The sequence below is a fragment of the Haloferula chungangensis genome (assembly GCF_042664875.1).
Lineage (GTDB): Bacteria > Verrucomicrobiota > Verrucomicrobiia > Verrucomicrobiales > Akkermansiaceae > Haloferula > Haloferula chungangensis.
Map to the genome: position 1 here is coordinate 1 of NZ_JBHTBS010000002.1, position 17,078 is coordinate 17,078.

The 17,078-nt window shown below is 59.3% G+C and carries 4 protein-coding genes; 3 read left to right on the top strand and 1 reads right to left on the bottom strand.

Annotated features, from left to right (window positions below; genetic code table 11):
* Positions 1-62 precede the first annotated feature (62 nt).
* The 3 genes from ACFQY0_RS04095 to ACFQY0_RS04105 are packed head-to-tail and all read left to right on the top strand — an operon-like array spanning position 63 to position 15,640.
* Positions 63-11,951, top strand: a complete 11,889-nt coding sequence (locus tag ACFQY0_RS04095; protein WP_379710589.1) for a CARDB domain-containing protein — start codon at positions 63-65, stop codon at positions 11,949-11,951.
* 5 nt (positions 11,952-11,956) lie between these two features.
* Entirely contained in the window at positions 11,957-12,757 is an 801-nt protein-coding gene (locus ACFQY0_RS04100) for a PEP-CTERM sorting domain-containing protein (protein ID WP_379709422.1), read from the top strand.
* Between the two features lie 9 nt (positions 12,758-12,766).
* Positions 12,767-15,640, top strand: a complete 2,874-nt coding sequence (locus tag ACFQY0_RS04105) for a S8 family serine peptidase (protein WP_379709425.1) — start codon at positions 12,767-12,769, stop codon at positions 15,638-15,640.
* A gap of 95 nt (positions 15,641-15,735) precedes the next feature.
* Here the strand turns inward: ACFQY0_RS04105 and carA are convergent, their stop codons facing one another.
* Positions 15,736-16,875: a glutamine-hydrolyzing carbamoyl-phosphate synthase small subunit gene (carA, locus tag ACFQY0_RS04110; RefSeq protein WP_379709428.1), complete on the bottom strand. Its 1,140-nt coding sequence runs from the start codon at positions 16,873-16,875 to the stop codon at positions 15,736-15,738.
* Between the last annotated feature and the right edge of the window lie 203 nt (positions 16,876-17,078).

Below are 17,078 nucleotides of genomic sequence, written 5' to 3' on the forward strand. Positions count from 1 at the left end.
GCTTCACGGAGAGCAAACTCGGTGACACGCTCAGCCCGCGGGTGCGGCCCTGGGCGCTGGCGGTGGCGGACTTCAACGGCGATGCGAAGGCGGACATTGTGGTGGGCGACATGGAAAACGGCAGGCGCGCCGCGCTCTGGCTGGGCAATGGGGATGGCAGCTTTGGCGCTCCTTCCTTCACGGAGTTGGGCGGCAGCTACGATCCCGCAGGCTTCGCGGCGGCAGACTTCGATGGTGATGGAAATGTCGATCTGGCGACCGTCATGCACTACAGCAGCAATGAGTTCGCCGTGCTGCCGGGCAATGGTGATGGCACCTTCGGTCCGCGCGTGGTGACCGCGCTGGGCTACGGCGCCTACTACAATCATTTCCTCAAGACCGCCGATGTGAATGATGATGGAGCGCCCGACCTCCTGCTTGGCAGCAATGATCATTTCACCATCGCGACGAATCGTCATGACGGCACGTTCGGCTTCAACTCGACGCGCCGGAATTTCGGTCGAGTCACAGGATTCAGCGCCGGCGATCTGGATGGCGATGGGATCATCGACCTGCTGGCTGCCGCCTATGATGCGGGCACCCTGAATGTCTTCAGAGGCCTGCCCACCGCGTTGCTCGCTGCTGACGATAGCAGTCATGGCGTGCTTCACGGCTATGGGCGCGGCTACCTCACTGACAGCAACGACCGTGATAACTGGTCGTTTACCGCCAAGCGCGGGCAGCTGCTGAGTGTGGCGGTGGACAACTCCGCCTTCAGTGGCGATCGCCGCGAGCTGATCGAGGTATTCGATGAAAGCGGCAATCGGCTGACCCACGTCTACGCCAGTGTGCAGGACGAGACTCCCGGTCTGACCATACCGCGCGATGGTGTCTACTATGTGCGCATCAGCAACTGGACGAGCTACTTCGGCGAGTATCGTTTCCGGGTCAGCCTGATGCCTCCCGGCACCCAGCTTGAGAGTGAGTCTAACAACAACCTCAGCCAATCTGATCCGGTCACCTTCACCCTGCAAGGCAACCAGCTCTCCGCCACCCTCGGCGGCTACCTGGCCGGAGGTGACAGCAGTGGCGACTGGTATGCGCTGGGCAATCTTGCCTCCGGCACGCAGGTCAACGCGACGCTGCGCCTGCCCACGACCTCCACGCTGACTCCGACCGTGACCTTGTTCAAGACCGGCACCGTGGAAGTCTCCAGCCAGGCCGGCACGAGCTTCAGCCACGACCTTGGGTCGGGTGATGAATCGACCTACTACCTGCGAGTGACGGGCGACACCGCCAGCCGCGGCCTGCTGGCCGAGTATTTCCTCGATATCGGCCTGATCGACACCGTCCCGCCCGCGATCGTTTCCGACACGCTGCCAGTTGGTACGAGCCAGGACTTTTTCGGGAGCTTTACGCTGTCGTTCAACAAAGACATGCTCGCAGCGACCGTCAATGATGTCGCCAACTACAGCTTGATCAATGCAGGTCCAGACGACTTGTTTGGCAGTTCGGATGATGCGGACTTCAACGTTGTGCCTGGAAACTATACTTCGGGACTTTCGAATTCCTACAGCGTTCCCGGAGCTCCGTTGCCTCCCGGGAAATATCGATTCACCGTAGGTGTCGGGCTGCTCGACAAGTCGGGCAACGCGCTCCCGACCGCTTACGTTCATGAGTTTTCACTCATCAATCCCGAGGGATATGCATCGGAGGTTGAACCGAACAATTCCTCGGCGACGGCGAACCATCTGGTGTTTGATGAAAGTGTCAGCGGCTACCTGACTGCCAATGGGCGCGGTGCGCTCCTCAGTGGTGGCGAACAGGATTACTGGAGTTTCACCGCCGAGGCGGGAGATGTGCTTAGCTTTGAAGCCGCGCTGCCGTTTGAGTCTTCGGGCGTGCGCCTTCTGTGGCGCCTGATAGATCCTGATGGAGCTCTGGTATTCGAACGTTCTCTGAACAACGGAGACCTGGAATCCAATCTGCCGGTCACGCTGACCAAGCCCGGCGCCTACACGCTTCGGGTTTCCGAGTACAACGCCGTCCGGAGCGAGTACCGCTTCCGGGTCACTGCTTTGCGCGGCATGCTCTACGAGAGCGAGGACAACGGATCCATCGCCGCGGCCGATCCGGTGGTGTTCGGGGATGTGAACGGGATTGCGACAGCGTCTGTGGCCGGCTTCATCAGCAGCAACTCCCAACTCGACTACTTTGACCTAGGAATCATCGAGCCGGGCAATACCGTCTTTCTAACAGTTCGTCGTCCTGCGGGAAGCGTGTTGTCGCCCATTGTCTCGCTTTACTCCGCCGCTGGGCATCTGCAGGGCGAGGTGAATGGTGTGGCGGGCGACGACAGCGCGGAGATACAGATTACGACCAGCGGCCGATACTATGCACTGATTCGCGCTAGCATTGGCAGTGCGGGAATCAATGGGGACTATGTGTTTGACGCCCGATCGGTGCCGACCTCGTCGATCAATTTCCCGAATCTTCGCGTCACTCAACTGGATGAGATTACCTCGACGACGCTCAGGACCGGTGATGCCATGTCCATATCCTATCGGGTGAGCAACGTCGGCACCCTGGGAACCGGAACCTCATCGTGGTCCGACCGTGTGGTCATATCGAGCAATACCGTCTATGGGGATGCTGACGACATTCAGCTCGCCTTGGTCCCTCGTAATGGAGCGCTGTCGGCGGGACAGCAATATCAGGTCACCCAGAATGTGGTCCTGCCTGATGGATTGCCCGGCAACTTCTACCTGATGGTGAGGGCCGATTCGTCCAATGCGGTCGACGAGGCTTTGTTTGAAGGAGATAATACGACGGCGACCTTGAGTACATTCCCAGTCGCCCTCAAGGCATATCCGGACTTGGTGATCGAGAACCTGAATGTCACGGGGCCGGATGGCAGCGGAAACTATGAGATTTCCTGGGATCTCGCGAACCGGGGGACAGCCTCCGCACCTGCGGGCCTCGAGACCCGCTTGCAGGTGATTAATGTCACGACCGGACAGGTTCTCGCTGACGTCACGTCGACGAGTGCGGCGGCTCTGGATGCGGATGCGGTTTTCCCTCAGACGCAGCAGGTGGCGACCCAGGTGCCTGGTTATTACACCATCACGGCCACGGCGGATCCGGCAAATCTGCTTTATGAATACGGGGCGGACGGACATGCCCGCGCCGAACAGAACAGCGCCCAATCGCACTTCCAGATTTTCGAGTACCACGATATTCAGGTCGCCGCCTCTCCCGCAGCAGGTGGGGCGGTTAGCGGCGGGGGCTCCATCCGTGATGGCTTGCCCGTGACCGTTGTCGCCACTCCGGACACCTCGACGCTTCCTTATACTTTCGTCAACTGGACGGAGAACGGCTCGTTCGTGTCGTCGCAAGCCTCGTACACCTTCATTGCGGATCGGGATCGCGAGCTGGTGGCGGTGTTCACCCTGCCGCAGTATTTTATCGCGACCTCGGTGACTCCTGCGGGCGCGGGCACGGTCGGTGGTGGAGGAAATCATTCACTTGGTTCGACCGTTTCCCTTCTGGCCACAGCTAGTGCCGGCTATGCCTTCGAGGCGTGGGAGGAATCCGGAAGTGTCATCGGCACGGAAAATCCCTTGGAGTTCAGCGCCACTGGAAACCGCACCCTCCGTGCGGTCTTCCGCGAGCTCAACATGGTGCATGCGGTGACGGTGGCGACTCAGCCCGCCGGGATTGCGGTGATACCCGGCACTGGAAACTACAACAACGGAGATACGCTTCAACTCGTGGCTCCAGCCACGATCCCTGACGGTGACAATGAGTATGTCTTCCAACGATTCGAGCTCAATGGGGTGAACCTAGGAACGGGCAATCCGTTGGTGAAAACGGTTTCTACTGCCGACCCCGCGACGATGAACTACGTTGCGGTCTACACCACCCGGCCGTTCAAACCTGTGGTGGCTTCGGTGACGACCAATCACTCGACGAGCGTCCTGCCGGTCAATGTGGAAACCCGCTTTACGGTCACCTTCGACCGCCCGATGGATCCGTCCGTCCAGCCCTCGTTGGTCCTTTCCAGCGGGGATGCGACGAGCATCCCGCTCGTGCCTGCAGGTTCCTGGTTGAATGCCAGCACCTGGCGCAGCGGGCCGCTGGTCCTCACTTCTTCCCATGGAGGAAGCTTCACGCTCGGAATTTCGCTGGCAAGGGACACCAACGACCGGGTGATGAATCAGGACAACTCGTTTGCTTTCAGCGTGGACCCCTTGTTGCCGCTTGCCGCGCCGACGATTTCTCCAGCCAGCGGCACGTTCTCATCCGCCGTCACCGTGACGATTTCCAGTGCGACTAGCGGAACGACGATTCGTTACACCACCGATGGCAATGAGCCAACCACCAGCTCGCCGATCTATAGTGGGCCATTTGAAGTTGGTGTGACTTCCACTGTCAAAGCCCGTGCGACCAAGGCAGGTTATTATGATAGTGAGATCACAACCCGGGACTATGTGATCGACGCCGAGCCCCCGGCGATCACCGCATTCCAGTGGAACGCAGGCGGCCTGGAGAACGGGGCGACCCTCATTCGCCGAGGTGTCTTGAGCGCGACTGCTACCGACAATCAAGGCATCGAAAGAGCAGAGTTTTTCTATCGTCCCAGCGGCGCGGGCAGTCCGGTGCTGATCGGTCGCGACCTCCAGCCCGGCAATGGTTTGAGCGCAGATTGGAATATCGAAAGCATTCCTGATGGGGCCTATTCCGTGATCGTCCGCGTCTACGACGTCACCGGCACCTGGTCGGAGTCCGAACGTGCTGTCTCCGTCGCACTCGCCGTGCCACCCGCGCCTCAGATTGTTTCTCCGGCCACGGGAACAAGCGTTCAGGATCCGACCGTCGCGCTGTCCATTCAATCCCTTCCAAATTCCAATGTGCGGATCTTCCGCAACAATGTGTTTGTTTTCTCCGGCTACGCCTCAAATGCCGGGATGTTGAGCTTCAGTGCGACGGTCCCGGAAGGGGATAGCATTTTCAAAGCTGTCGCTCGAAATCGGGCGGGAGACAGCGCTGATTCGGGATCCGTTAGTGTCACCAGGGTGCGCGAGTTTCCCCAGATTGGGCTGAGCTTTGATGCCAACACGGTCACCGAGGGATCATCGGTCACCGGAACTCTGACGATCCCCGCGGCATCGAGCTCGGATCTCTCGATCCAGATTACGAACAGCCGTCCGGACCGGATTGAAGCGGTGCCTCCAGTGGTAATCCCTGCCGGTCAAACCAGCGTGACCTTCCCGCTTCGGGCGCGGATCGATTCGATCATCCAGCTGCTTCCGGTGATCACGGTGACGGCCAAGGCTCCGGAATACCGGAGCGCCACGGCATCCCTTTTCCTGGCGGACTCGCCCTATCCGATCATTGGTCTCGAGCTCGACGTTTCATCGGTTCAGGAAAATGCCGGCCAGGTGTCAGGACGGGTGACCTTGGACACGGCGAGATCGCTTCCCTTGAGGGTCTATCTGACGAGTTCACAAGCGAAGGTGAGTGTCCCGTCGTACGTGACCGTTCCGGGTGGTCAGAGCAGCGTGATGTTCACCCTTGGTGTCACGGACAACGACATCAGTGACGGGAATCTGATCGCCCAGATCCGGGCGGAAGTCCTAGTGGAGACGACCGCGGTTTCGAGCGCAGGTCCAGTGAATCTGGAAGTGCGTGATGACGATGGTCCGTCGCTCACCTTCAGCGCAGCAAGGCCGCTGCTGATTCAGGGGCAGTCGATGAACCTGACGCTTCAGCGGAGCGGTGGAAATTCCGCTCAGGCACTCAATGTGTCCCTGAGTCAAGATCCCGCTGGGACCGTGAATTTTGCGGCTTCCGCTCAGTTTCCCGCCAACGTGACCCAGATCACGGTCCCGGTGTCCGCACCTGCGAGTGCTGGGGGCAATGGCACCAACCCAGTGGCGCTACGTGCCGCTGCGGCGGGGTATACCGATGCCCTTGTCTCGATCTCGGTGTCGGACGAAAGCAAGGCGGATCTCGTTCCCCGATCTCTTGCCGCACCGGCCACGGTGCTGAGTGAATCCCAGGTGAGCGTGGATTACCGGGTGGAGAACTTTGGCTCCGTAGCCACTGATGCCCCTTACTTCGAACGGGTATTCCTTTCGAAAGACACCGGATTGAGCGGTGACGATATTCTGATCAGGCAAGTCGAGCAGTCGGGAACGGTCGCAGCGGGTGGTGGCTACGGCAGGAGTGTTTCGATTTTTGCACCCCAGGAAATCGGTGACTACTACCTCATCGTCACCGTCGATCCTGGCAATGACGTCGATGAAATCAACGAGACGAACAACACGACCGTACTGCTGACACCTTTGCAGGTGCGTGCTGCCTACTCGGCAACCGTTGCCACGGAAACCACGGTGATTCCGACCAACCATCCGATTGTGCTTTCAGGATCGGCGACGAGGACCAACGGACAGCCAGCCACATCCGTGCTGGTCAACATCCACATCGAGATGGGCGGGACGAAGCGGGTGATCTCGGCGGTGACGAATTCCGCCGGCCAGTTCACCACCACCTTCCGGCCGCTGCCGAACGAGGGAGGAATCTATACGATCGGTGCGGCGCATCCCGGAGTGACGAGTGCCCCTCAACAGGATACCTTCGAGATTCTGACCATGGGCGTCGATCCGCCAGCCGTGGTGCGTCTGAACGAGGGAGAGACAGTGGTGGCCAATGCGGTCATCCGAAATCCGAACTCGCGTGATCTGACCGGACTGAGCGTGACCCTCGGTGACTTGCCCTCCGGCTTGACGGTGACTCCCAACGTTGGCCAGACGACTGTGCCTGCTTTCGACGAAGTGATGGTGCCATTGACCATATCGGCGGCGGCTGGTTTCTCGGGAAGTGGTCGCTTCCAGTTGAGTGCGAATGTTACGGAAGGCGTGAGCATGAGCGCAGGTCTGGATATCAGGGCCGACCTTCTCAAGCCGGTGTTGACCCTGGAACCGTCCAGCCTGAACTCCTCGGCGCTGCGCGGCGAGAGCACGATGGTCAGTTTCAAGGTGACCAACACCGGGGGACTCGCCACAGGTTCCATTCAGGTGCTGTTGCCGGACATTGCCTGGATCAAGCTCGTGTCCGCCAACCCGGTGGCCTCGCTGGCACCTGGCGAAAGTGCGGAAGTATCGCTTCAGCTATGCCCCGATGCGGATGTCCCGCTGACGCTGTATACGGGCAACCTCGCGCTGAATGCCGCCAATGGAGGGTCGAAGAGCGTCCCTTATCGTTTCCGCGTGGTCACCGACCTCAGGGGGGATCTCATGGTGGATGTGGTGGACGAGTTGTTCTACTTCACCGATGAGGCTCCGAAGCTGGAAGGTGCACGGGTGATTGTTCGCGATGCCATCACATCCGAGCAAGTGGCCGAAGCAACCACCGGTGAGTCAGGCGAGGTTCTCTTTCCAGATCTGATGGAAGGTTGGTACAAGATCAATGTCACCGCTGAGCGCCACGACAGTTATAGTAATAACTTTTACGTCAATGCGGGGACGGACAATTTCCTGCGGGTCTTTGTTTCCAAGCAATTGGTGAACTACTCGTGGACGGTTGAAGAAGTCGAGATCGAGGACACCTATCGGATTACCGTTGAGACGACGTTTGAAACCAATGTGCCGGCACCGGTGGTGACGATTTCGCCGGGACGGATCGATGTGGCCGATCTCACCCAGCTTGGTCAGACGAAGGTGGTCAACCTGACGCTGACCAACCAGGGCTTCATCGGTGCGAATGAGGGCAAGTTCGATTTCTCCGAGCATCCCTTCTATACCTTCACGCCCCTGGTGACCAATGTGGGAACGATCCCGGCCAAGAGCTCTCTGGTGGTCCCTGTGACGATTCAGCGGGTCGGTGTGTTTGACGAAAATGGAGACGTGGTGCTGCTGCAGAGTGGTGGTGGTCGCTCACTGAGAAATAGCGGCCCCATGAAGACCGTGAAGATGCCGCGGAGTGGCATCAGCGTTCCCTGTGGAGCTGGTGGAAGCTTCCAATACAACTATCCATGCGGTCCACAAAAGGTATCAAAGAGCGCTCCGACTGCGATCAGCGGAGTGGCTGGTAATTGCGGCGGCTCGGGTGGTTCTGGTGGTGGTTACATCGGCTTCCATGGCGGCTACTTCAATCGGGGTGGGGGTAGTCCGGGAGGCGGGTCTGGGACCGCAAGTGGTGGTCCGGGGATCTCATTCCCATCGCTCGACATCTGCGACCCGTGTGTGGCCAAGGCTCTTCTGGAGTGCGTGATCGGATTCATCCCTGGAGTCGGGTGCGGCTATGGTACCGGAAAATGCGTGGCGAGTGCAGGAGGCGCCGTCTTTGCGGGTGGTTCGCAGGGAGGGGCTGTCAAGGATTGCGTCAACGCGGTGTTGGGTTGTTTAGGCGATGCCGGGAAGGTGACTCCAGTGGTCGGCCAGCTCATTGCCATCGTCCAGTGTATCGATGGCCTCTCAGGTTGTGGCGCAGGAGGCCCCGGTGGGCCAGGCGGTCCCGGTGGCCCCGGCGGTGGACCTCCACCGGTGGTGGCGGGTGGTCGCGATGAGATCACCGACCCCCTGCTGTTTCCTCTGGGTCAGCCATGGTTGATCATTCTCGGGTTCGATGCCCGTCAGTATGCCTCCGAGACATCGGGTGCCCTCTCGCGCGCCGAGACACTGTTGGATTACTATGGCGTAATCTACGGAACTCAGAGTCGAGTGGTTGCCACCTCGAGTCCGGAAGGGCTTCTGTGGGCGGAGCGCTTCTCGGATGCCACTTCGAGTGAAAGCGCGGAGGCCTACCGCATTACCGCCGATGAGATGGCGGACCTTGGCGCCTTCGCCTCCGCACTGGATTCTGCACAACAGGCCGAGCTTGCCGCGATTGTCGCGCGCTGGAATCGCACGCTTGATTACGCCGACCAGGGGATTTTTGAGGTGGAAGATGTGCCTGATGGTCAGAGCATCGATTTCATTCCCGATTCACGTTTGAAAGATGCGGCAAACCGGATGGTCGCGGCCTACGATGCAAGTCGCGAACGCGGATACGCCGATCCGATGGAGGAATCCTACGAAGCGCTCAACGAATTCAAGAAGGCAGTTGCCGAAGGGGGTGGCGGGGTTTGCTCGCGCGTCAAGATTGAGATCAGTCAGGATCTGGTGCTCACAAGAACGGCCTTCGAAGCAACCCTCACTTTGGAAAATGAGCGTGATGACGAAGAAGTGACCGAGATTGGCTTCGACCTCCAGGTCCGTGATCCATCAGGCCTGCCTTCCGAGGACCTCTTCAATATTCAAGTCACCCGGCTCAGCAACCTCGCGGCCATTGATGGCAGCGGTGAACTGCCCGCTTCCACCAGTGGCTCGGTGCAGTGGACGCTCATTCCCCGGGATACGGCGGCGCTGACGGAGGAAAAGCAATACACCGTCGGTGGCGTGATTCATTTCGTCCAGGACGGTCAGACCTTCAACATCCCGGTGGAAAACGTGCCGATCACCGTCCGCCCGGACGCTTCGCTTAGCCTGAAGTACTTCCATCAGCGTGACGTCTTCAGTGATGACCCTTACACCGACATCATCGAGCCGGCGATTCCCTACAAGTTGGCGGTGTTGGTGGAAAACAGCGGCTTCGGGTCCGCGCGCGATCTGAAGATCATTTCGGGACAGCCCAAGATCGTCGAAAACGAAAAGGGTCTGTTTGTGGACTTCAAGATCATCGGAACTGAAGTGGACGGGCAGAACCTCAGTCCATCGCTGACGGCAAACTTCGGTGAATTGCCACCCGGTTCGAGCAAGATCGCCACCTTCCTGATGACCTCGACCTTGCAGGGTCTCTTCATCGACTACAACGCGACCTTCGAGCACGTGACGGGACTCGGTGACTCGCGGATCTCCCTGCTGAAGAACGTGGAGATTCACGAGATGATCCGCGTGGTTCGCGATCAGCGGTCAGGTGCAGATGCGGCCCCTGACTTCCTCGTCAACGATGTGCTGGATGTGAATGACTACCCTGACACCATTCACTACAGTGATGGCGGGACGGACGTGGTAACCGTGAGAGAATCCGGAAACTTCACCGGCACCCTCACACCTTCGAATCTGAGCATCCAGCTCGATGTCGGAGCGTTCTCGGGCTGGTCCTACATCCGACTTCCTGATCCGGGGGCCGGGAACTACCGTCTCACCGCTGTGACCCGCGCCGATGGCCGGGTGCTGCCGCTCGATTTCAATGCATGGCAAACCGACCGCACCTTCATCGGGCAGGGCCGGCGTCCGATCTATGAGCATGTCGTTCACTTGGCCGATACAGATAGCAGTGGCGTCTACACCCTCACTTACGCTCCAGTGGGTCCATTGGATAGCGTGCCTCCGACGAGCACGGTGACGGCATTTGCAGGGGACAGTCCTGCTGAGATTCCAGTCTTCTGGAGTGGAAGCGACAACCAGGCGGTCGCCTTCTATGACATCTTCGTTTCATCCAACGGCGGTCCCTACACCCTCTGGAAGAGCAAGATCCGGGAAACGGGTGCGATTTACCCGGGGACTCCGGGCGAGACCTATTCTTTCTACTCGGTGGCCTATGATAATGCGGGCAACAAGGAATCGAAGTCTGCTACCGCCGAAGCGACCACGCTGGCGGCCAACAACAATCTGCCACCGATCCTCACGCCCATTCCGAACCAGACGATCAAGGAGGGAGAGTTCTTCTCGCTGGCGGCCCGAGCCACTGATCCTGACGGGAACAGCGGCGATATCCGCTATTCCGTGGGAGCGGCTCAGCAGGGAATCGTGATCAATCCCGTAACGGGGGAAATCACTTGGAATACGAGTGAGACCGATGGAGGAAAGTCCATCAGTGTCGTGGCCGTTGCCACGGATGGGGGTGTTCCTCCCGCCGTCGCAAATCAGACTTTCAGCATCACCGTTGAGGACGTCAACGATGCTCCGACGATCCAGCCGATTGCTTCTCAGACGATCAATGCGGGCGGGGTCCTTATTGTGGACGCCGACGCGCTTGACCGGGACTTCCCGCTTCAGACGCTGAGTTATTCCCTCGAAGACGCTCCGGCGGGTGCTTCCATCAATTCGAGCACCGGGATCATCACGTGGTCACCAAGCAATGACCAGGCAGACAAGGTCTACTCGATGAATGTCCGAGTCAGTGACTCGGGAACGCCCTCGCAGAGCTCGCTTCTCAGCTTCTCAGTCACGGTGCCGCCGGCTGATGGCTCTGTCGATCAGCCACCTGTCTTCACAAAGGTGCCCGTTGTCCTTTGGGTGAAGGGAGCGAGCTACACTCTCAGTGTGCAGGCAAGCGATCCCGACGGTGATTCAATTTCACTGGCGGCGACCTTGGCCGCTGCTCCGGGTGCTTCCTTCTCGGATCAGGGAAGTGGCAGCGGCTCCTTCAATTGGAATCCATCGGGTGTGGAAAGCGGCACCTACTTGGTTCCCGTTACTGCGACGGCAAACGGCAAGACAGCGAATTCGACCGTTCGCATTCGCGTCGAAGACGACAATCTCTACTGGTCTTGGGTGGCCGATGAATTTGGTGAGCTGCCGGACGGATTTGACCTGGACCTGCTCGGGCTCGATGCCGATCCCGATGGCGATGGCCGGGAGAACGTCCACGAAATGGCACTGATGACTCATCCGCTCAAACCGGATCAGGTGCCTCTCAAGCTGTCGACAGAGAGAATGGATCCATTCGCACGGGTGAAGATGCGACTGCATCGCCGGACGGGATCGGAAGGATTCGTCAATTTGCGGCTTCAGAAGAACGATGATCTTGATGGCGAATGGCAGACCATTCCTCCAACGGATTACAATGCGATCATTGATGCCGAAGGGGACGATGATGGAGATCCTAACACCCAGTCGATCGACTTTGATATCTTTGAGTATCATCCCTCCGGTCTCCCGGATGGTTACTTCTACCGTGTCGAGAGCCTCAAACGACCTCAGTAAACCGAATGAATACCCAAGTGACTCCAATGAAAATGATGCGCCCCAAGTTGATGGTTGCGCCCTTCGTGGTGGCGCTTTTCGGTATCGGAAATGTGGCGTCTGCGGTGACCATCGTCGATTGGCTTCAGCTCGCGCCAGGTGCCACGCCATCATCATTCAGCCTGACTGATGATGGCGGAGGAGCGGTGGTCTCCGGGTCCCTGTCGACGGCGCCGGGAGAAGGGATCCCATTTCCGGGATATCCGAGCATGGCCACGCTGACCGCTTCAGGATGGAGCACTCCGCCGGCGTTTTCCGATTCGATGGCGGGGGTCCCCCAGGTGTCGCTCGTCAACGTTCGCGTCGTTCCCCAGTCCGGGGCGGCAAATTATCAGATCGAGATGACGGTGCCGGCGAACGTCGAATTGATTCTTGTGGTCGGGGGTTTGTATGCCAGTGATGCAGGATCTACGAATTCGGTCATCACCACAGCGATGACGGATTCCGGCTCCGGAGTTTTCGAATTGGTCGAAATGATCGGCTGGTCGAATGGTGTGAAGGTCGACACCCAAGCGCTGACTTGGAACGAGTCCCTGTCGACACTTTCGACCGTTCCCGGATCAGAAGGGGAATCGGGCTACGCGCTGTTCCGTATTTCACCTCTTGTTGGTGAGAATCCACGTCTTCTGCTTTCGGTGCCGGAGGGATTGGGAAGTGGGGTCGGTGATGAGATCTCCTTTGGGGTGGCGGTCCCGGTGCCGGAGCCATCGGTTCATCTCCTGTTGGCTGCCACCGCGATGCTTGGTTGCTTGCGTCGCCGGAGGTAAGTTATGTCGATGAATGGCAAGCAGGGCGCCGCTTGGCTGGCGGCGCTCATCGGGCTCGGGCTTTCTGGCGCTGGAGATGATATTGCCGATTGGCTTTCTCTGATCGCAGCGAAGCCCGGCACTCATGAGCGACAGCCACGACCGGCGCTTGCCGAGGTTTTCCATGGGGATGACCGTGATGGAATGGTTTGGCCCCTGCGTTTCGATCTGGGATACCAGCCGGTTAGCCGAAGGTATGTGCGGTTCGAAGCAGCAAGTGACGAAGCGGAATTGCGGCAACGCCTGGACAAAGATCGAGCGCTGCCTGTTGTGGAAGCGGAGGGGATCCGGAGAATTGTGACCCGGGAAATGAGTGTGAGGTTCGCTGGAACGCGGGACGAAGCCGGTCTTAAGGCCTTGGGCTTGAAAGCCGGGCCGGTCCTGGACTTCGCTCGGGGCTGGATGACGGCTGAGGCCGGCGATCCACTGGCGGCCCTGGCTTTGGTAAAACAGGTGAAAAAGCTGCCCGGCGTGGAGGATGTGGAGCCGCTGTTTGCTCGGCAGCATATTAGCCGGTCTTCGCCTGATGATGCCCTGTTTTCCAAACAATGGTACCTTGCCCGTTCGGGGTCGGCCGTCAGCGGTTCGGATACGAACATCGCCGATTTGTGGGAGTTTCCCGATGGTCCGGGACTCCGGGGGGCGGGTGTCCGAATCGCCATTGTCGATGACGGGATTGAAACCACTCATCCGGATTTGATGCCGAATATCGATGCCGAGCACGGGAAAGACTGGAATGGTGATGATGCCGACCCTTCGGCGGAGGCCGGCGACTATCACGGGACGGCCTGCGCGGGGGTCGCCGCCGCCCGCGGTGGGAACGGCATTGGGATTTGTGGAGCCGCGCCGGAGGCGTCGATCGTGGGGCTGCGCCTGATTGCCGGTCCAACAACCGATCTGCAGGAAGCTCAGGCGATGGCTTGGAAAAAAGACATCATCGATATCAAGAGTAACAGTTGGGGACCAGACGATAGCGGAAGCAACCTTGAGGGACCGGGTTCCTTGACGCGAGCAGCTCTGGAGTCTGCGACGGCAAACGGCCGGGATGGTCGCGGATCGATCATTGTCTGGGCGGCGGGAAATGGAGGGGAGTTCGGAGACAATTCGAACTACGATGGATATGCGAATTCGATCCATACCATCGCGGTGGGGGCCAGCGATAGCCTCGGTCAGCCGGCCCCGTATAGCGAGCGAGGCGCGAACGTTTTGATCAGTGCTCCATCGAGTGGCAGCAGTTCGGCATTGGGGGTGACGACGACCGATCGAATCGGAGCTCAGGGCCTCGGACCGGGGGACTACACCGATGACTTTGAAGGCACATCCTCGGCAACGGCGCTGGTTTCAGGCGTGGTGGCGCTGATGCTCGAGCAGAATCCAGAACTTGGCTGGCGGGACGTTCAGGAAATTCTCATGCGCTCGGCGGTCCAGTTGCGCCCGAACGATCCCGAGTGGATCGTCAATGGGGCTGGCTTCTGGTTTCATCCGCGCCTCGGAGCCGGCAAAATTGACGCCGTGGCTGCTGTTGAGATGTCAGAAGCCTGGGTTAATCTAACAGAGCCTTCGTCTGCTCGGGAGGGCGTTTCGAATTTGGGTGTGACGATTCCGGAGGGTGCGAGTAGCGGCGTGTCGCAGACCTTTACGATGCCTTCGATTCGTTGCGAACACGTGACGGTGAAGGTCAATATTTCTCACAGCTCACGAGGAAATCTTAAGATCGAGGTGATTTCGCCGCAGGGCACCGTCAGTCAGCTTTCCGAAGTTCATACCGACTTGAACAACAACTACAGCAATTGGACTTTCAGTTCGGTGCGTCATTGGGGTGAGGATGCAGGGGGAACGTGGATGATTCGGGTGGCCGACCGCAGCAGCGTGGGAAATACAACGGGCGGGACCCTGAACTCGGTGGATCTGACGATTCATGGCAGCGCGTTCGAGTCGAATGAGGATCCCGAAATTGCGGCCGTCCATCTGAACGGGCTGGGCCAGATGTATGATGATCTGGACCTGCGGGTGGCGAGGGTGGATGCCGTTGATGGGGATGGCGACGAGTTAACATTCACCTATCAATGGCAATTCAGTGAGGACGGGCTGGTTTTCGATGATGCAGTCGGCGAGGTCTCGCGCACATTGGCGGCAGAGCCCGCACGATCCGGGAAACTATGGCGCTGCAGGGTGAGCGCCAGCGATGGTCAGGGAGGATCGGCCATGGCATTCAGCCCCTGGGTGAATCTTCTCGATCGTCCGGGCTATCTCGCGGAAGCCGGAGAGCCGTTTGCTTATCAAAGTGGCCTCGTGCTCGCAGCTCCCGCTTCCTTCCGTCTGGCGGATGCGGCGGTTCTGCCTGAGGGGCTGGTTCTGGATTCGGAGACCGGACGGATTTCCGGGATGGTCGATCCCGATGAGCAGGGGGTGTTTCGGGTAGAAATCGAGCGATTCAATGAAGCAGGCGGTGTGGTTGCTCAGGGCTTCGAGTTGAGCGTGGGTGAGAACGGGGGCTTCGAGTTGTGGATGGAGGGTCTCGAAGGCGGAGATGAGCACGGCTTGCCGAATCTAATCAGATACGCCTCAGGTGCCTCGAGTGATCCGCCGGCTGATAGACCGATGCTGGAGCGTGGTGACGAGTCGATCGCCCTGGTCTTTGAGGAATCGAGACTTCGATCGGACGTGCGCATGATCGTTGAGAGCTCGACTACCTTGAACGGTGATTGGTCGGCCGACGGAATTGCGATCAACGAAATTTCAAAGACTCACTCGCTGAGAACCCTGCGTGCCGAGATCCTGATCGACCCCGCTTCCGACCGGGGGTTTCTGCGCTTGAGGGCGGTCCGTCCGCCGATGCCTTGAAAGGAGACTTCGAGGCGACCAAGCCCGCCAGGAAGAAATCCGTGGCTGAATTCCTCCCGGTTTTGGCGGTATTGGCAGTCGTGATGGACGAGGAACTATTTCGTCGAATCGATGAGTGCGGAAAACTCATCGAAAAAGTAGGTGGCGTCGTTCGGGCCGGGAGCGGCTTCAGGGTGATACTGAACGCTGAAGATCGGGTGTTCCTTATGGCGGATCCCTTCGACCGTCTGGTCGTTGAGATTGATGTGGGTGACCTCGATGGAATCAGGCAGCTTGGTACCATCGACGGCGAAGCCGTGGTTCTGCGAGGTGATCGAGATTTTTCCGGACCGCAGGTCCTTGACGGGTTGGTTCCCTCCGCGGTGGCCGAACTTGAGCTTGTAGGTTGAGCCGCCGAAGACGTGGCCGAGGATCTGGTTGCCGAGGCAGATACCGAAGATCGGAGTTTTGCCGACGAGCTGCTTCACTTCCTCGTGGATGTAGCCGAGCGCGGCAGGATCGCCGGGACCGTTCGAGAGGAATACCCCGTCGGGCTTCTTGGCGAGCACATCGGCGGCGGAAGTGGTCGAAGGAACGACTTCCACTTCAAAGCCGGCCTGACGCAGGCGGCGGAGGATGTTGTATTTGATGCCGAAGTCGTAGGCGACGATGCGGTGCTTGACCGGTGGGAGGGGAAGCCAGTTGTCGGCTTGTTCGGTGACGACGTTTGGCAGAGTGAAACGCCGGGAGTCCTGGTCCCAGGTGTAGCTTTCCGTGGTGGAGACTTCTTTGACGAAGTCGCTGCCTTCCATGGGCGCGGAGTCCTTGGCGGCTTCGATGGCTTCTTCAGCGGAAAGCTCGGTGCTGATGCAGGCGCGCATCGCTCCGAGTGAGCGGAGGTGCTTGGTCAGCGCGCGGGTGTCGATGTGCTCGATGCCGATGATGTGGTGCTCGGCGAAGTAGTCGGCGAGCGTCTGGCGTGAGCGGTAGTTTGAAGCGACGGGCGAAAGCTCGCCGATGACGAGACCGCGGACGTGGGGGCAGGAGGACTCGGCATCTTCCGGAGTGACTCCGTAGTTTCCGATCTGCGGGTAGGTCATGGTGACGATCTGACCGCGATAGGAGGGGTCGGTGATGATCTCCTGATACCCCGTCATCGAGGTGTTAAAGCAGATTTCACCGGTGGTAGTGCCGGATGATCCGAACGCGCGGCCTTCAAAAAGGCGGCCGTCTTCGAGGGCGAGGATGGCTTTCATGGGACGATGTAGGGCGGGCCTGGAGGTTCCGAATCCGCCCCCGGGCGCGCTGCGCCGGAGGTTAGGAGCGGGGAGAGCGGCTTGTCGATGGCGGAATAGGGAGAATTGCGGGTTGGGGCTGAGCGGATGTGGTGCTGCGGGCTTTGTGGATCTGGGCTCAGGATTGAGGGGACGGAAAGTCAGGTGCTGCGGAGATCCTGCCT